Genomic DNA, 16,621 nt, shown 5'->3' on the forward strand with positions numbered 1-16,621 from the left:
GGGCGAGGCGCGCGCCTCGAAGGAGCGCGGCGCAGCCGTCCTTCATGCTGGTCGAGTAGCCCGGAGGGCGTATCGAGACCCGCTGTCCGTCAGGCGGCGGCGGTGAAGCGGAGCAGGATCGTGCGGGCCTCCGGGCGCAGCTGGAAGTCGGGCCAGACGTCCGGGCCGCAGGCGCGCGAGCCGAGGCCGTGCTGGGCGGCGTCGATCGTGAGCACCGAGCGGGTGGACGCGGGCAGCTCGTGCGGGTGGCCCGCCGCCGTCAGCTCGTGCGCGGTGTGGCGCGCGAGCGTGAATCCGGGCAGCCGGCCGTGCAGGTCGGCTGCCGCCTCGATGCGCAGGCGAGCGGACCCGCCCTCGCTGAGGACCAGCTCCCGCACGGCGCTGCGGTGACCGTTCTCCTGCGGGCGCGCGTACTCCGTCTTGAGCTCGTCGATGCCGGCCGAGAAGCGGCCGACCCTGGTCGCGCGCATGCTGTCGGGATACGACTCCCGCGGTCCGGTGCCGAACCACTCCGCGCCGTCGACCGACGCCGGGAGGTCGAGTCGGATGCCCAGCCGCGGCCAGACCGAGCCCCAGCCGCGGGTCGGCACCAGGTCGACCCGGAGGACGACCGCGTCGCCGTCGAGGCTCCAGTGCTCCTCGACGAGGAGCGCCGCGTCGAGGTCGGCGGCGGACCAGCGGGTGCGCCGGCGGACCCCCGACGAGGTGTCGACCGACTCGACCCGGCCCACCAGCCGGTCCAGTCCCGCCTCGCGCCAGCGCGACGCGGAGGACGGCGCGGGCACGCCGTTGCCGTTGCCGGCGCGGGGGTCGCCCTCGGTGTACCCGGGGAAGCCGTCGCCCTCGTCGTTGTCGGTCGGCGCACGCCAGAGCTCGGCGCGCGGTCCGTCGACCGCCAGCCCGGCCAGAGCGGTGAGCCGGCCGTTCCGGAAGCTCGCGAGCCCCAGATCGCCCTCGACGGACGCGCCGCCGCGGGGCGAGCGGGCCCAGGCGGGCATCGGTGCGAGCGCGGAGAGACGGCGCTGACCGGTGGAGATCACGTGCCCCTCCTCGGCCCAGACGGTGCTCGACGCGAGCGCCGCGTCGACGGTCAGCCACGCCTCGCCGCCGGTCGGCACGTCGAAGGAGGGCAGCGCGAGCCGAGCGGAGTCGCCGGCCGCGATCGCGGGAGCGTCGAGCACGCCCTCCGCGGTGACCCTGCCGTCGAGCTCCACCCGCCACGCGAAGCGCAGGTCGGCGGTCGAGGCGTCGTGCCGGCGGTTCTCGACCAGCACGGCGTCCGCCTCGACCGTGACGCGCACCGGCGCCACGATCTGCTTCCACTCGAACAGCCCGGGGCTCGGCGTGCCGTCGGAGAGGACCATGCCGTCCATCACGAAGTTGCCGTCGTGCACGACCTCGCCGAAGTCGCCGCCGTAGGCGTAGTACTCGACGCCCTCGGCCGTGCGGGCGCGCAGACCGTGGTCGCGCCACTCCCAGACGAAGCCGCCGTGCAGCCGCGGGTAGCGGTCGACGAGGTCCTCGTACTGGTCGATCGCTCCGGGCCCGTTGCCCATCGCGTGCACGTACTCGCAGAGCAGGAACGGCTTCGAGCGCTGGCGCGCCGACTCGCCCGCGGAGCAGCCGAGCAGCGGCGTCCGCGAGTCGTCGCGTCCGATCTGCTCGGTCTCGGGGATCGACGAGTACATCCGCGAGTAGACGTCGGTGTAGGCGCCGGTGTAGTCGCCTTCGTAGTGCACGGGGCGCTCGGGGTCGCGGCCGTGCACCCAGGACGACATGGCGGCGAGGTTCGCGCCGGTGCCGGCCTCATTGCCGAGCGACCAGATCACGATGCTCGGGTGGTTCTTGTCGCGCTCGACGGTGCGCTCGATCCGGTCGAGGTACGCCTCGCGCCAGGCCGGGTCGTCGCTGGGGTTGCCCTTCCAGCCGTAGCGCTCGAAGCCGTGGGTCTCGAGGTCGCACTCGAGGATCACCCAGAAGCCGAGCTCGTCGGCGAGGTCGAGCAGGCGCGGGTGCGGCGGGTAGTGGCTGGTGCGGATCGCGTTGACGTTGAACCGCTTCATCATCGCGAGGTCCGCTCGGGCGAAGTCCTCGTCGAAGGCGCGGCCGCGGTCGGGGTGCGTCTCGTGGCGGTTGACGCCGTGGAAGACGACGCGCTCGCCGTTGACCAGGAAGCGGTCGCCGCGGATCTCGATGGTGCGGAAGCCCAGGCGGAGCGAGACCGTCTCGCCCGAGGAGGCGACCTCGGCCTCGTAGAGCCGGGGTGCCTCCGCCGACCACGGCTCGACGGCCGGCACCTCGATCGGAGCGACGTCCGCGGCGCTCGCCCAGACCGTCTCGATCCCGAGCTCGGGGACGCGGAGGGTGACCGGGAAGGCCGCGTCGTCCGCCGTCAGCTCGGTCTCGATCCGGCCCGCGCCGGCGGCGAAGGAGGCGCGCACGAAGACGTCCTCGACGCCGCCGACCGGGCGGGCGATCAGGTGCACCGAGCGGAAGATCCCCGGCAGCCACCACTGGTCCTGGTCCTCGACGTAGCTCGCGGCGGACCACTGGTGCACGCGGACGACGACGAGGTTCTCGCCGGGCCGCACCGCCTCGGTGACGTCGAACTCCTGCGCGAGCCGGCTGCCCGAGCCGATGCCGATCTCGACGCCGTTGACCCAGACGCGGTAGCGCGACTCGACCCCGTCGAAGCGGAGCACGACCGCCTCGGCGCCGGCGAACGACTCCGGCAGCTCGAAGCTGCGGCGGTGGTCGCCGGTCGGGTTCTCGTCCGGGACGAACGGCGGCTCGGTCGGGAAGGGGAACTGCACGTTCGTGTAGGCGGGGAGTCCGTAGCGCCCGTCGCCCTGGAGGACCCAGTGCGACGGGACGGGCAGCACGTCCCAGCCGGAGTCGTCGAAGGACTCCGCCCCGACGTCGTCCACCCCCTCGCCCTCGGGCAGCGCGTCGGCGCCGCCGGGCGTTCCCGGCGCGGCGGGCAGCAGGCGGAAGCGCCAGTCCCCGTCGAGCGAGAGCGTCGGCGCGTCGGTGTGCAGCCACGAGCGGGCGGCGCGGCGGCGGCCGGAGCCGGGGCCGGTGTCGGCGAGGTAGTGGGGGGACGTCGGGGCGAGGGTCACTTGACGGATCCTTCGGTCAGGCCGCCGCGCCAGAAGCGCTGCAGCACGATCATGGCGATGGCGAGCGGGATGATCGACAGCAGGACGCCGCCGGTCGTGAGCTCGTAGAACTCGGGCAGCCGGTCCACCTGGCTGAGCCAGTTGTTCAGGCCGAGGGTGATCGGGAAGAGCTCGGTGTCCGAGAGCATCACGAGCGGCAGGAAGTAGTTGTTCCAGATCCCGACCAGCTGGAAGAGGAACACGGTGACCAGCGCCGGAGTGAGGATCCGCAGCCCGAGGGTGTGGAAGATCCGCAGCTCGCTCGCACCGTCGATCCTGGCGGCCTCGATGATGGCCGTGTCGACCGTCGCCTGCGCGTAGATCCGGCAGAGGAACAGGCCGAACGGCGAGACCAGCGAGGGGATCAGCACGCTCCAATAGGTGTTCGCGATGCCCATCTGGCTGAAGAGCAGGAACAGCGGGAGCGCGGTGGCGGTCCCGGGGACGAGGACGCCCGCGAGGATCGTGCCGAAGACGAGCTTGCTGCCCCTGAACTCGTACTTCGCCAGCGCGTAGCCGCCCGCGGCCGCGAGGTAGGTCGCGAGCAGCGCACCGACGCCGGCGTAAAGGACGGAGTTGAGGAACCAGCGGACGAAGATGCCGCCGTCGTAGGTCAGCACCTGGCCCAGGTTGTCCCAGAGCGCGAAGGTCGGCGCGAACCAGAAGCCGTAGGTGGCGAAGAGGTCGCCGGTGGTCTTCGTCGCGGCGACGACGACCCAGTAGACCGGGATCAGGAAGTAGATCGCGACGACGACGAGGATCGCGGTGACGATGATCGTCGAGGCGCGGTTGCGCCCGGCCGAGCGGTCGGGGCCGCGGCCGGCCTTCGCGGGCCGTTCAGCGGTGACGATGCCGGTGGTCGTGGGCGCATCGGCGGTGGCGCGCTCCGTCGTGCTCATGAGGACTTCCTGTTCGAGATCGAGAGGAACGTGAAGGAGAGGGCGAACGCGACGAGCGCGATCAGCACGGCCTGCGCGGCGGCGACGTTGTAGTCGTTGTAGGCGAAGGCGGTGGTGTACGCGCTGAGGTTCGGCGTGTACTGGCTGTCGATCGCGGGTGCGACCGTCTTCAGCACCTGCGCCTCGGCGAACAGCTGGAGCGTGCCGATGATCGAGAAGATCGTCGTGAGCACGAGGGCCGGGCGGATCAGCGGCAGCTGGATGCTGCGCGCGACCCGCCAGGTGGAGGCTCCGTCGACCTTCGCGGCCTCGTAGAGCTCGACCGGGATCGACTTCAGCTGAGCGACGATGATCAGCATGTTGTAGCCGGTGTAGCTCCAGAGCGAGATGTTCGCGATCGACCAGAGCACCGAGTTCGCGCCGAGGAAGTCGGGGTCGAGGCCGACCACGTTCGCGGCATCGATGATCGGGCTGAGCCCGGGCACGTAGAGGAAGGACCACAGGATCGTCGCGATGACGCCCGGGACGCCGTAGGGCAGGAAGTACGCGGCGCGGAAGAAGCCGGGGAAGCGCGCGGACGCGGACTCGAGCATCAGCGCGAGCACCGTGCACAGCGCGATCATGATCGGCACCTGCACGATGCCGAAGAGGAACATCCGGCCGATCGAGGCGATGAAGTTGCCGTCGGCGAGGGCCTGCGCGTAGTTGTCGAAGCCGGCGAAGCCGCTGGTCACGCCCGCCTCGCCGAAGAGGCCCGAGCGGGTCACCTTCGTGAAGCTCGAGCCGATGGCGACGACGATCGGGATGATGAAGGTGAGGACGAAGAGCGCCAGGAACGGCGCCAGCAGGATCCACGGGGCGCGGGTGACGGAGCGGCTCCGCTTCGAGGCGCCGGGCGCCTTCGAGGTGGCGGCGACCGCGGCGGCGGCGGGGGAGGTCGTGGTGGTCATGCGGAGGCCTTCCTGATGCTGAGGCCCTTGTTCTGGAAGACCGTGATGATCTGCTGCTCCGCCTGTGCGACGGCGTCGACGAGCGAGAGCCCGGACGCCTTCTTGCGGAAGCCGTCGCTGAGGATGTTGAACGACTGCTGGGTCACCGGCCACCAGGACCAGTCCGGGTTCTGCTCCGTCGCGGCGGGGACGAAGACGTCCTCGTTGTAGTTCTGGCCGCTGAAGAAGTCGCTCGGGCCCTTCCGGACCGAGCCGATCTCGCCGACCGCCGGGGACCAGCCGATGCCGCTGTTGGCGATCATCGCGTCGATGCCCTCCTGCGTGGTGGTCATCCAGACGGCGAACTCGAGCGCCTCCTTGGGGTGCTTGCTGTTCGCGAAGACCGCGGCCGTCGAGCCGCCGAGGAAGCTCGAGCCGTAGCCCGTGCCCTCCCAGACCGGCATCGGCGCCGCGCGCCACTTGCCGGCGCCGCCGCTGACGCCCTCGATCAGGGCGTCGCCCCAGCTCGCGGTCGTGCAGGAGGCGATCCCGCCGTTCGCGGCGGCCGCGAACCAGGCGGGGGAGTAGGCGCCGTAGCCGACCTCGACCAGGTCCTGGTCGATCGCGGAGTCGAAGAAGGCGGCGACCTTCGTGGTGGCCTCGTCGGTCATGTCGATGACCCAGCCGTCCTCCTCCGCCGTCAGCCACTGCGCGCCGGCCTGCGTCGCGAAGGCGGCGAAGACGGAGGCGTCGGCGAGCGGGAAGCAGTCGATGTAGGAGTCGACGCCGCGCAGCTCGGTCGCGACCGCGGCCCAGTCGTCCCAGGTGGTGGGCGTCTCGGCGCCGACGCTGTCGAAGATCTCCGGCTGGTAGAACAGCGCCATCGGACCGCTGTCCTGCGGGATCCCGTAGACGCCGCCGGTGTAGCTGACCTGGCCCCAGAGCGTGGGGTCGTAGCGGTCGGCGTAGTCCTCGGCGCCGTAGCGGTTGAGGTCGACGAGGCCGTTCACGAGCAGGAACTCGGGGAGCGAGCGCATCTCGACCTGGCCGAGGTCGGGACCGCCGCCGGCCGCGAGGGCCGAGTAGAGCTTCTGATAGCCGCCGGCGTTGCCGCCGGGGATCCAGACCGCGTCGACCTGGACCTCGGGGTGCGAGGCGTTCCAGACGTCGCAGACCTTCTGCAGGTCCTTGAGCCAGGCCCAGTACTGGAGCCGGATCGGCCCGTCGGCCGCCGGGATCGCCGCGCCGGCGTTGACCGAGACGGTGCCGGGCGTGGAGCAGGCGGTGAGGCCGCCGAGTGCCGCGGTGCCGAGGCCCGCGGCGAGCAGCTGTCGCCGGGTGAACGGATGCATGTGTCCCTCACTTCATCGTGGTGGAGTCCGGGACCAGTCCGCCCGGCTGATCCGGACGCTATCACAATTTCGAGTGCGTACTCGAAATTGGTGGACGTCACCGCTCGGTCGCTCCGAGCGCGCGCTACGCTGGGCGATCGACCGGCTGCGCAGCCGGCACTTCGAGGGCGAGGAGCGGCTGATGGCGGAGGCGGGCACCACCCGGAGCGCGCGCCGCGGCCCCTATGCGAAGTCGGCCGAGCGGCGGCGCGCGATCATCGAGGCGGCGCACGCGGTCTTCGCCGCCCGCGGCTACGCCCGCGGCTCGCTGCAGGACGTCGCCGACCGGGTCGGGCTCAGCCAGACGAGCCTGCTGCACTACTTCCCGTCGAAGACCGATCTGCTCCTGGCCGTGCTGCAGCACCGAGACCGGATCACCGGCGACGGCTCGACACCCGCCGATCCCGAGGAGGGGCTCGTCGAGGGCATCGTCCGCCAGACCCGCTACAACGAGAGGGCGCCCGGGGTGATCGAGCTCTACGCGGTGCTCTGCGGCGAGTCGACGACCGACGAGCACCCGGGGCGGGACTTCTTCGCGTCGCGCTTCCAGCGGCTGCGCGCGGACTACGCCGGCCAGCTCCGGGAGCTGCGCGCCGCGGGCCGGCTGCGCGAGGGCGCGGATCCGGACCGGGTGGCCGCCTCGATCATCGCGCTCTGGGACGGCATCCAGCTGCAGTGGCTGCTGGAGAACGACGCGGTCGACATGGTGGCCTGCCTGACCGACTACCTCGACCTGATGATCCTGCCCGCGCCGTAGGCTCCGGGCATGACACTCACGCAAGGCTCCGGCTGGCTCTGGTTCGCTCTCGCCATCGTCACGGCCGGCCTCGCCGAGCAGAAGGGCCGCTCGCGCTGGCGCTGGTTCGTGCTCGGGCTGCTGCTCGGCCCGATCGCGACGGCGCTCGTCGTGCTCTGGGCGCGACCGGAGGCCGGGGTGGCGACCGACGTGCGCTGGAACTTCGCGATCGGCGCCGGCGTCGCCGCGGTGGCGCTCGCGCTCGTCGCGGTCACGTCGGCGCTCTGGCTGCTGCTCGTCCCCGCGGCGGTCGCGGCGCTCGTCGCCGGCCTGCTCGCCTGGCTCAGCCGCCGCGTCCCGTACGAGCGCCTGCCCCGCTGACGAGCGGATCTCGATACGCCCGCTCCGCGGGCTACTCGATCAGCATGAAACGGACGCATGCGCACCTTTTTGCTGGTCGAGTAGCCGCGCAGCGGCGTATCGAGACCCGCCGTCGTGCAAGCGGGTGGATCTCGATACGCCCTCTGCGAGGGCTACTCGATCAGCAGGGGGCGAGACCCCGGCGCCTACGGCAGCAGGCGCGTCGGGCCTCGGAAGAGGTAGGTGACCTCGCGAAGGTTCGCCTGGCCGAGCATCAGCATGATCACGCGGGAGAGGCCCATGCCGAAGCCGCCGTGCGGGGGGACGCCGTAGCGGAAGAAGTCGAGGTAGAACTCGAGCTCCTCCGGCTCCAGGCCCTTCTCGCGCGCCTGCTCGACGAGGACGTCGACGCGGTGCTCGCGCTGCGCTCCGGTGGAGATCTCGACGCCGTTGTAGATGAGGTCGTAGCTGTTGGTGATCGTCCCGTCGCCCTCGCGGCGCATGTGGTAGAACGGCCGGATGCTCGAGGCGTAGTCGGTCAGGAAGACGAAGTCGTGGCCGAACTCCTCCTGCACGTAGGCCGCGATGCGGCGCTCGCCCTCGGGGTCCATGTCGTCGTCGGCGCGGGGCACCTCGTAGCCGCGCTCGGCGACGATCCGCTTGGCCTCGGCGAGCGGGATGCGCGGGAACGGCGTGGTCGGCACGCGCAGGTCGATGTCGAAGAGCGCCTTGATCGCCTCGCCGTGCTTCTCGACGACCGCGGTGAGGCCGGCGACGATGAGCTGCTCGTGCAGCTCCATCACGTCCTCGTGCGAGTCGATCCAGGAGACCTCGGCGTCGACGCTGGTGAACTCGGTCGCGTGCCGGGAGGTGAAGCTCGGGTCGGCGCGGAACGCGGGCCCGACCTCGAACACCTTGCCGAAGCCGGCCGGCTGCGCCATCTGCTTGAAGAACTGCGGGCTCTGCGCGAGGTAGGCCTTGGTCTCGAAGTACTCGACCTCGAAGAGCTCGGCGCGCGACTCGGAGGCGCTCGCCATCAGCTTCGGGGTGTGGATCTCGATGAAGTCGTGCTCGATCCAGTACGTGCGCAGCGCGTGCTCGAACGTGGTCTGCACCCGGGCGATCAGGTTCTGCTCGGGGCGGCGCAGGTCGAGGAAGCGCCAGTCCATCCGCTTGTCGATGCCGGAGTCGGCCGCGATCGGCGCCTCGGGGATCGACGCGCTGACGATGTCGAGCGACTCGAGCTTGACCTCGAGGCCGCCGAGCTTGACGCGCTCGTCGTGCTTGAGCTGACCGGTCACGCTGACGAACGAGCCCTGCGCGAGCCCGGAGATCGCCTCGGTGATCGCGAGCTTCGCGGCGGAGGCGTCGTCGCCCTCGACGGCCTCGCGGACGGCCGGGTTCACCAGCTGCACGGCGCCGGACTCGTCGCGGAGGACGACGAACTGCACCTTCTTCTGATCGCGCACGGTCTCGACCCAGCCGGCGACGCGCACCGGCCCGTCCTCGAGCGCGGCGAGCTTGCTGACGGTGGTTCGGGGGAGGCGGGTCTCGTCGGTCACGGTAGGGGAGTCTACCCGCGGGGTCCGCTGAGGGGTCAGCGCAGCACGCCCAGGCGGCGGGCCGCCGAGACGGCGGCGGTGCGGGAGGCGACGCCGAGCTTCGCGAACACGTGCGCGAGGTGCGACTTGACCGTGGTCTCCGTCACGAACAGCCGGGCGGCGACCTCGGTGTTGCTGAGGCCCTGGGCGACGAGGGCGAGCACCTCGGTCTCGCGGGCGCTGAGCCGCGGGGCGGGGGAGCGGAGGCGCTCGAACAGCCGTGCGGCGACGGCGGGGGCGAGCGCGCTCTCGCCGGCGGCGGCCGCGCGGATCGCCGCGAGCAGCTCCTCCGGCGGCGCGTCCTTGAGCAGGTAGCCGCTCGCGCCGGCCTCCACCGCGCCCAGGATGTCCGCGTCGGTGTCGTAGGTTGTGAGGACGAGGACGGAGGGCGGCTCGGCGGAGGAGCGCAGCGCCCGCGTCGCGTCGACGCCGGTCTCCCGGTCGGCGCCGAAGCGCAGGTCCATCAGCACCACGTCCGGGTGCAGGTGGGCGGCGGCGTCGATCGCCTCCGCGGGGGAGCCGGCCTCGCCGACCACGGTCAGTCCGTCCTCCGCGCCTATCAGCGCGCGCAGCCCGGCGCGGACGATGGGGTGGTCGTCGACGAGGAGCACGCGGATCACGCGGCGCCCCCCGCGGGGAGCTCGGCGCGGACCGTCGTCCCGGCCGGCGAGGAGTCGACGTCCAGCCGCCCGCCGAGCTGCTCGGCCCGCTCGCGCATCGCCCGCAGGCCGAAGGAGTCCGGCCGGGCCGAGGGAGTGTCCGCCTCGGGATCGAAGCCGGTCCCGTCGTCCGCGATCTCGAGGTGGGCGGTGCGCCCGTCGCTGCGGAGCGTCAGCGCGACCGTGCTCGCTCCCGAGTGCTGCAGCGCGTTCGCGACCGCGCCCTGGGCGAGCCGGAGCAGCGCCGTCTGCGTCTGCATCGGCAGCGCGCGGCCGTCCTCGGCGTCGACCGTCACGACGACTCCCGAGCGCTCCCAGTGCGTGGCGGCCAGTCGCCGCAGCGCTCCGTCGATGCTCTCGCTGTCGAGGGCGGGCGGGGAGAGCTCGCGGATGAAGCGCCGGGTCTCGTCCAGATCCGCCGCGGCGGTCTCCCGGGCGAGGCGGACGTGCTCGATCCCCGGCCGCCCCGGGTCCGCGCGCTCGGCCGCGTGCAGCAGCATCTGGATGCTGGAGAGACCCTGCGCGACGGTGTCGTGGATCTCGCGGGCCAGCCGCGAGCGCTCCTCGGCGACGGCGGCCGCGCGCTCGCTCGCGCCGAGCCGGTCGCGGGTGGCGAGCAGCTCGGCGAGCAGCTCCTCCCGCTCGCGCGCCTCCCGGGCGAGGGCGCGCGCGGCGAGGCCGATCAGGATCGCGATCCCGGCGGCGATCACCGGCCCGACGACCCCGCCGATGCTCCACCGGCCGTCCCAGCCGAGGGCCGCGACGGCGATGCCGGTGAGGCCGAGCACCGCGGCGATCGCCGCCCGCGGGGGCAGTACGTGCATCGCCAGGAAGAACAGCGGGAACGCGAGGTAGGCGGCGTCGGACTCGAGCAGGACGAGCGCGGCCCAGGCGAGGGTCACTCCCGCGAGCCACAGCAGCCCGCGGCGCCGCGAGCGGGCCGTCCAGCGCGGCCCGGCGAGGTACGCGCCGAGCAGGAGGAGGCAGAGCAGGAGCACCGCCGGAGTGCGCGGGCCGGGCTCGACGAGCGTGCGCACGGCGACGAGGGCGAGCAGGCCGCCGACCAGGAGGTGCAGTCCCGCGCGCAGTCCCGTCAGGACGGGGGCGAGCGGAGTGTGCGGCACGGGGGAACGCTACGCACCGCGGGGCTGCCTGTCATCGTGCGAAAGGAGGAGGCGGCCGACCCTCGAAGAGTGGGCGGCGGCCCCGGCCGACCGCACGATGCGCCGGATCCGCGCCGCTTCCAGGCTGGAGGGGCCGCCGATCCCCGCGGCATCGACTCCCTGGAGGTCCCCGTGTTCGTCGCCTGGCGCGAGCTGCGTTCCGCACGCGGCCGATTCCTGCTCATCGGCGCGGTGGTCGCGCTGCTCACCCTCCTGGTCGGGTTCCTCTCCGGCCTGACCGGAGGTCTGGCCCTGCAGAACGTCTCGGCGGTGCTCAGCGTCCCCGCCGACCGCCTGGTCTTCTCGGCCGGTGACGACGCGCCCTCGTTCGCCGACTCCTCGGTCACCGCGCAGCAGGAGGCGGAGTGGGCGGCGCTGCCGGGCGTCGCGTCCGTCGAGCCGCTCGGCGTGCTGCAGGCCCGGGCGGAGGCGGGCGGAGCGCGCGTCGCGGTCGCCGTCCTCGGCGTCGACGCGGCGCTCGGGGCTCCCGCCGACCCGGGCGGCATCGCCCTCTCGGCCCCGGCGGCGAGAGCGCTCGGCGTCGGAGTCGGCGACACCGTGCGCCTCGCGGGCACCTCCGCCGTCGTCTCCTCGATCGGCGGCGACGACTGGTACAGCCACACCCCCGTCGTCCGCCTCCCGCTCGCCGCCTGGCAGGCGCTCGCGGCCTCGCTCGGCACGCCGGCCGACGCGACCGTCCTCGCGGTGCGCGGCTCGCCGGACTGGGCGGCGGGGGAGGCGGCGACCGGCACGGTCTCGCGCGCTCCGCTCGCCGCGCTCACCGCGATCGGGTCGTTCCGGTCCGAGATCGGCTCGCTGCTGCTGATGGTCGCGATGCTCTTCGGGATCGCCGCGCTGGTCGTCGGCGCGTTCTTCACGGTCTGGACGATGCAGCGCTCCGGCGACATCGCCGTGCTGAAGGCCCTCGGAGCGTCGACGCGCTCGCTGCTCCGGGACTCCCTCGGCCAGGCTCTCGTCGTGCTGATCGCCGGGACGGGGGCGGGGCTGCTCGCCGTGGTCGGGCTCGGGAGCCTGGCCGGCTCCGCCCTGCCCTTCCTGCTCAGTCCCGTGACCACGCTGGCTCCGGCCGCGCTGATGATCGCGCTGGGGCTGCTCGGCGCCGCCGCGGCCCTGCGCGCCGTCGTCTCCACCGACCCCCTCACCGCACTCGGGAGCGCACGATGATCGAACTGCACGACGCCACCCTCACCTTCGACGACGGCGGCTCGCGCCTCACCGCGGTCGACCGGGCCGACCTCGAGTGCCGGCCGGGGACCACGACCGGGCTGACCGGCCCGAGCGGCTCCGGCAAGTCCAGCCTGCTCGCCCTGGCGGCGACGCTGATCCGCCCGGACTCCGGCCGCGTGCTGATCGACGGCGACGACGTGTCGCGCCTGTCCCGGGCGGGGGCGGCCCGGCTGCGCCGCTCCCGGATCGGCATCGTCTTCCAGCAGGCCAACCTGCTGCCCGCGCTGACGGCCCGCGAGCAGCTGCTGGTGATGGACCGGCTCGGCGACCGGCGGCGCTCCTCGGCGTCGGCGCGGGCGGACGAGCTGCTCGCGGAGGTCGGTCTCGCGGACCGCGCCCACGCCCGCCCGGCGCAGCTCTCGGGCGGTCAGCGGCAGCGGGTGAACATCGCCCGCGCGCTGATGAACGCGCCGTCGGTCCTGCTGGTCGACGAGCCGACGAGCGCCCTGGACACCGAGCGCGGCGCGGCGATCATCGACCTGATCGTCCGCCTCACCCGCGAGCGCGGCACGGCGACGCTCCTGGTGACGCACGAGGAGGCGCACCTCCCGCGGCTGGACCGCGTCGCGACGATGCGGGACGGCCGGCTGTCGGCCGGCGAGCCGAGCGCCGCGGTGCCGGCCGGTCGGCGGTCAGCGGAGCGGTAGCGTCGCCCGCTCGTCGAGACGACGCGCAAGGGGGCCGGCTCCTGATCCGCAGCCGCCGGAGATCGACCGTCCTGTCCGGCGCGAAGGCGAGCAGCATCTGCCGCTTTCCGCTGAGATTCTTCGCCTTTCACGAATTCACGAATGACGTGAGTGAGAAGGCGGGCGAGAAAGGATGTCCGAAAGGTCCCGTAAAATCGGCAGATGATCACACCGGGCCTGTCGCGATCCCCGAGTGGGAGGATAGCGCTCGCCTCTCTCTGCTCGCGAGTACTCGGTTTCGTGCGACTCTCCCTTCTCATCTCCGCCGTCGGGGGGACCAGCAGTGCCGTCGGCGGTCAGGTCTTCGAAGTCGCGAACTCGGCGCCCACTTATCTGTACGGACTCATCGCCGGCGGAGTCCTCGGTGCCGTGTTGATTCCGAAGATCGTGCATGCGCGAATGAGTGGATCGGAGGGAGTCGCTCTTCTCGAGCGCATGCTCACGGTCTGCCTGCTGGGCGCCGCGGTGGTGACCGTCGCCCTCACCTTCGCGGCGCCCCTCGTCGTCTCGCTCTATGCGAGCCGCTGGTCGGAGAGCTGGTCCGGACTCGCCACTCAGATGGCGTACTGGTGTCTACCGCAGGTGTTCTTCTACGTCGTCTTCGCGGTGGGGGCCCAGTTGCTCAATGCTTCCGAGAAGTACGGTCCCGCCGCGTGGGCGCCGGGAGCTGCGAATCTCGTCTCCATTCTCGGTATCGCGACTTTCATGGTGGCTTACCCGGAGGCTGCGGAGAAGCCGGTCGCCGAATGGACGTCCGGCATGGTCGCCCTCCTCTGCGGCACGGCTACCGCGTCGATCGCGGTGCAGGGGCTGATCACTGTCCTGTTCCTCCGCTCGACGGGATACACGTTCCGGCTGCGTCTGGGGTTCGGTGGGCTCGCGTCCGTCTCCCGAGACGCGTCGTGGGTCTTCGGCGGAGTCCTGGCGGCTGAAGCCGCCTACATCGTCGTCTCGAACGTCGCGACCGCGGCCGGGGAGTCCCTGAACGAGCGGGGAGTCGACGGCGCCAGCCTCAACTCCTACTCGAGCGCTCTGCTGCTCTTCCTGCTGCCGCACGGCATCGTGGTCGCGTCGGTGGCTACCGCGATGTTCACTCCGCTCAGCACGGCTGTCCGCGACGGCGACCTTTCTTCCGCTGTCGGGAATCTTCGGCGGACGGAGGACGTCGTTCTTCTGCTCACGTCTCTCTCGACGGTTCTGTATCTCGGTGCCGCGCCGCTCCTGACGGACGTGCTCTGGGGAACGCCGCTCATCGGTGAGGTCCTGCAGATCCTCGCCGTCGGACTGATCGGCTTCAGCCTCACTTACGTCCTGAATCGAGCGATGTTCGCTCTCGGACGAGCTCGGGACTCGCTAGTCACCCAGTGCGTCTCATCGGGTTGCGTCGCCCTCGCGGCCGGCCTCGGTGGATCGTTGCTCGAGCCCGCGCTCGTGATCCCTGCGATCGCTGCTGCGACGTCCGTCGGATCTCTCGCGTCCTGGGGTGTGGCGCACCGCCTCGTCCGGCGGCGTCTCAGAACACTCGCCGGCGGCGCGTCCGGCCTCCTCGACCACCGGTCAGGCAGGCGACGTTGGGCGCCCTTCGCGGCGTTGTCGGGGAGTGGGAGCCTGGCGCTGCTGATCGATTCGACGGTCAGCTCTCCGGGATACCTGGTCGCCGAGGTGGGCCTCCTCACCGGAACGGTGCTCGTCATCGCCGGCGCCTACTGTCTCGTCCACCGTCTCGTCGGACAGATCTGGCCGTGGGCAGCTCTGCGCGAGCACTGACGAGGAAGCGAACCACGGCGCCGACAAGGCGCTTCGTCCTCGGCCTGCGTCGATCAGTGAATGTCGCAGCGAGGACGGGCGCATTCTCGTCGAGTCGCGTCAGGTAGGGGCGCGGGGGAGGCGGCCCCCGTCTCGGTCACGTCCGACGAGTGGTCAGCGTCCGGTGCCCGAGTTCCAGAGGGCAACCGTTGAGCCACCGGATCCGGCATAGATGACGAGGTTGCCGTCGGCCTGCATCACCATCCTGTGATGAGGACGTAGCGGACTGGTGTTCGAAGCCCAGTCGACACCACCGACCGTGGTGACCCCGGGCCCTCCATCGTACGACGGTCGATAGTTGTTCCTGTAGATGACGGCGTTTCCGTCCTCCTGCATGTTGAGACCAGTCGGGTGCAGGAGCAGGTCCAGGCCGCCTCGATCCGTTTTCGTCGCCCAGATCGGCCTGTCCCCGCGGTAGATGACGAAGTTCTGATCGGATTGGAACTCAGCACGGTAGTCACCGGATCGGAGGCAGAAATCACCGCGACCGAAGTAGTACCCGGATGCCTGGAAATAGTACGTCGATCTACCGCAGTCTGCGGCGCTCGAAAGTGGTGCGACTGCCGTCGCGCCGATGCAGAGGCAGACTGCTGCGACTGATGCCGCGGTTCTCGACAGCCTTCTCGTGAAATTCATTTCTTCTCCCTAGTGATGTCCTTATCTCTTCGAGGCGAGCGCCAGCAACCGGCTGCGAGCGCCATTCTTCAAGGCGGAGCGGCCTCGGCGGAACCGTGGGGTTCCAGCCCGTCTAGAACGACATTAACTCTGAGATTATGAAATCCCTCATAAGGGGGACAGTGTGTGAATAAACGACGTTTCACGCCATTTCACGCGCAGGCGCGAAATGCGTCTAGTGGTGGTCTTCGTGTTGCTATCTTCATTGTTGAGATCGGTCTGAAGAACGTGTGTCGCTGCTCGAGGTCAGCGTTTTCACCCCTCCGCCTGGGGTCCCTAAGGGAAGGCATTGTGGTGTCGAAGATTCTCGGGCTGAAGTGCGGGGTCGGAGTTCGGCGAACGGCCGTCCCGGTTCGGCGAAACCCTCTCTGCTGGAGGCGGAGTGGCTGCCCGCCGGGCGAACGGCAGCGTCGCCGCGGAGGTGCGGGGTGCTGGAATCCCTCTGCGGCTCGCTGACACTCCGCGGCAGACTTGACGCGCGGCCCGAGAAGCATCGGCGGACGGTCGCCCCGAGGAGACCCGCATGAGCACCGCACTGATCACCGGAGCGTCCACGGGCATCGGCGCCGCGTTCGCGCGCGCCTTCGCCCGCCGGGGCTTCGACCTCGTCCTCGTCGCGCGCGACCGGGGCCGGCTCGAGGAGGCGGCCGCCGCCTTCCGCGCGCTCGGCGCCCCGCGCGTCGAGGTGCTGCCCGCCGACCTCTCCGACCGCGACGACGTCGAGCGGGTGCGCGTCCGGCTCGTCGACCCCGAGCGGCCCGTCCGGGTGCTGGTCAACAACGCCGGCTTCGGGATCGACGGCAGCTTCGCCGAGCCCGACGTCGCGGCGCAGGACGAGGCGTTCGAGGTGATGGTCCGCTCCGTGTCAGTGCTCTCCGGCGCCGCGGCGCAGGCGATGGTCGGCCGCAGGCGCGGGGCGATCCTCACCGTGTCGAGCGTCGCCGGCTTCGTGAACCTCGGGCCGTACTCGGCGATCAAGGCCTGGGCGACGGCCTTCACCCAGTCGCTGGCGGTCGAGCTGCGCGGTACGGGCGTGCGGGCCGCGGCGCTCTGCCCGGGCTGGGTGCGCACCGAGTTCCACGAGCGCGCGGCGATGGACACCGCCTCGATCCCCTCCTTCCTCTGGCTCGACGCGGACGCGGTGGTCGAGGAGTTCCTGCGCGACGTGGCGCGCGGCTCGGTCGTCTCGATCCCCTCCTGGAGGTTCGGCGTGCCGATCAGCGTGGTGCGCCACCTGCCCGGCTCCCTGGTCCGCCGGCTCTCCGCGGCGGTGAGCGCGCGGCGTTGACCGCCCGCCGCAGCCGGGCACG

14 protein-coding genes are annotated in these 16,621 nt (G+C 71.6%); 6 read left to right on the forward strand and 8 right to left on the reverse strand.

Annotated features, from left to right (window positions below; genetic code table 11):
- Positions 1-89: 89 nt before the first annotated feature.
- Genes EDF43_RS14880 through EDF43_RS14895 form a run of 4 tightly spaced genes read right to left on the reverse strand, consistent with a single transcriptional unit; the run spans position 90 to position 6,338 of the window.
- The gene (locus tag EDF43_RS14880) at positions 90-3,119 is read right to left on the reverse strand and encodes a glycoside hydrolase family 2 TIM barrel-domain containing protein (protein ID WP_132437517.1); all 3,030 of its coding nucleotides are present in this window, start codon (positions 3,117-3,119) and stop codon (positions 90-92) included.
- A complete protein-coding gene (locus EDF43_RS14885) occupies positions 3,116-4,057 on the reverse strand; it encodes a carbohydrate ABC transporter permease (RefSeq protein WP_132437518.1) in 942 nt (313 codons plus the stop codon). The genes EDF43_RS14880 and EDF43_RS14885 overlap by 4 nt, the downstream gene beginning before the upstream one ends.
- Positions 4,054-5,007, reverse strand: a complete 954-nt coding sequence (locus EDF43_RS14890) for a sugar ABC transporter permease (RefSeq protein WP_123732826.1) — start codon at positions 5,005-5,007, stop codon at positions 4,054-4,056. The genes EDF43_RS14885 and EDF43_RS14890 overlap by 4 nt, the downstream gene beginning before the upstream one ends.
- A complete protein-coding gene (locus EDF43_RS14895) occupies positions 5,004-6,338 on the reverse strand; it encodes an extracellular solute-binding protein (protein WP_132437519.1) in 1,335 nt (444 codons plus the stop codon). Before EDF43_RS14895 ends, EDF43_RS14890 begins: the two co-directional genes overlap by 4 nt.
- A gap of 73 nt (positions 6,339-6,411) precedes the next feature.
- Here EDF43_RS14895 and EDF43_RS14900 point away from each other — a divergent pair, with 73 nt between their 5' ends.
- Positions 6,412-7,134: a TetR/AcrR family transcriptional regulator gene (locus EDF43_RS14900; protein ID WP_243646330.1), complete on the forward strand. Its 723-nt coding sequence runs from the start codon at positions 6,412-6,414 to the stop codon at positions 7,132-7,134.
- Positions 7,135-7,143: 9 nt separating this feature from the next.
- The gene (locus EDF43_RS14905) at positions 7,144-7,494 is read left to right on the forward strand and encodes a hypothetical protein (RefSeq protein ID WP_123446611.1); all 351 of its coding nucleotides are present in this window, start codon (positions 7,144-7,146) and stop codon (positions 7,492-7,494) included.
- A 185-nt stretch (positions 7,495-7,679) separates the two neighbouring features.
- Here the strand turns inward: EDF43_RS14905 and aspS are convergent, their stop codons facing one another.
- Genes aspS through EDF43_RS14920 form a run of 3 tightly spaced genes read right to left on the reverse strand, consistent with a single transcriptional unit; the run spans position 7,680 to position 10,857 of the window.
- Entirely contained in the window at positions 7,680-9,035 is a 1,356-nt protein-coding gene (gene aspS, locus EDF43_RS14910; RefSeq protein WP_243646331.1) for an aspartate--tRNA(Asn) ligase, read from the reverse strand.
- Positions 9,036-9,070: 35 nt separating this feature from the next.
- Entirely contained in the window at positions 9,071-9,694 is a 624-nt protein-coding gene (locus EDF43_RS14915; RefSeq protein WP_123736772.1) for a response regulator transcription factor, read from the reverse strand.
- Entirely contained in the window at positions 9,691-10,857 is a 1,167-nt protein-coding gene (locus EDF43_RS14920) for a sensor histidine kinase (protein WP_132437520.1), read from the reverse strand. Before EDF43_RS14920 ends, EDF43_RS14915 begins: the two co-directional genes overlap by 4 nt.
- 171 nt (positions 10,858-11,028) lie before the next feature.
- On the opposite strand from EDF43_RS14920, the gene EDF43_RS14925 reads away from it, so the two are divergent.
- From EDF43_RS14925 to EDF43_RS14935, 3 genes are all read left to right on the forward strand, one after another.
- The gene (locus tag EDF43_RS14925; protein WP_132437634.1) at positions 11,029-12,081 is read left to right on the forward strand and encodes an ABC transporter permease; all 1,053 of its coding nucleotides are present in this window, start codon (positions 11,029-11,031) and stop codon (positions 12,079-12,081) included.
- Positions 12,078-12,791 (forward strand): ABC transporter ATP-binding protein, encoded by a 714-nt coding sequence (locus EDF43_RS14930; RefSeq protein WP_132437521.1) that lies wholly within the window; start codon positions 12,078-12,080, stop codon positions 12,789-12,791. Before EDF43_RS14925 ends, EDF43_RS14930 begins: the two co-directional genes overlap by 4 nt.
- 201 nt (positions 12,792-12,992) lie before the next feature.
- Positions 12,993-14,597, forward strand: a complete 1,605-nt coding sequence (locus EDF43_RS14935; protein ID WP_132437522.1) for a lipid II flippase MurJ — start codon at positions 12,993-12,995, stop codon at positions 14,595-14,597.
- A 153-nt stretch (positions 14,598-14,750) separates the two neighbouring features.
- Here the strand turns inward: EDF43_RS14935 and EDF43_RS14940 are convergent, their stop codons facing one another.
- Positions 14,751-15,272 (reverse strand): hypothetical protein, encoded by a 522-nt coding sequence (locus EDF43_RS14940; protein ID WP_123736777.1) that lies wholly within the window; start codon positions 15,270-15,272, stop codon positions 14,751-14,753.
- Positions 15,273-15,834: 562 nt separating this feature from the next.
- On the opposite strand from EDF43_RS14940, the gene EDF43_RS14945 reads away from it, so the two are divergent.
- A complete protein-coding gene (locus EDF43_RS14945; protein WP_132437523.1) occupies positions 15,835-16,599 on the forward strand; it encodes an SDR family NAD(P)-dependent oxidoreductase in 765 nt (254 codons plus the stop codon).
- Positions 16,600-16,621: the final 22 nt, after the last annotated feature.

Origin of the sequence: Rathayibacter sp. PhB179 (assembly GCF_004345345.1) — a bacterium.
GTDB lineage: Bacteria > Actinomycetota > Actinomycetes > Actinomycetales > Microbacteriaceae > Rathayibacter > Rathayibacter festucae.

What these genes read in the sequence shown, in the direction of transcription:
- EDF43_RS14885 (WP_132437518.1), bottom strand. Translation starts at nt 4,057, where the DNA reads ATGAGCACGACGGAGCGCGCCACCGCCGATGCGCCCACGACCACCGGC.
- EDF43_RS14890 (WP_123732826.1), bottom strand. Translation starts at nt 5,007, where the DNA reads ATGACCACCACGACCTCCCCCGCCGCCGCCGCGGTCGCCGCCACCTCG.
- EDF43_RS14895 (WP_132437519.1), bottom strand. Translation starts at nt 6,338, where the DNA reads ATGCATCCGTTCACCCGGCGACAGCTGCTCGCCGCGGGCCTCGGCACC.
- EDF43_RS14905 (WP_123446611.1), top strand. Translation starts at nt 7,144, where the DNA reads ATGACACTCACGCAAGGCTCCGGCTGGCTCTGGTTCGCTCTCGCCATC.
- EDF43_RS14930 (WP_132437521.1), top strand. Translation starts at nt 12,078, where the DNA reads ATGATCGAACTGCACGACGCCACCCTCACCTTCGACGACGGCGGCTCG.
- EDF43_RS14935 (WP_132437522.1), top strand. Translation starts at nt 12,993, where the DNA reads ATGATCACACCGGGCCTGTCGCGATCCCCGAGTGGGAGGATAGCGCTC.
- EDF43_RS14940 (WP_123736777.1), bottom strand. Translation starts at nt 15,272, where the DNA reads ATGAATTTCACGAGAAGGCTGTCGAGAACCGCGGCATCAGTCGCAGCA.
- EDF43_RS14945 (WP_132437523.1), top strand. Translation starts at nt 15,835, where the DNA reads ATGAGCACCGCACTGATCACCGGAGCGTCCACGGGCATCGGCGCCGCG.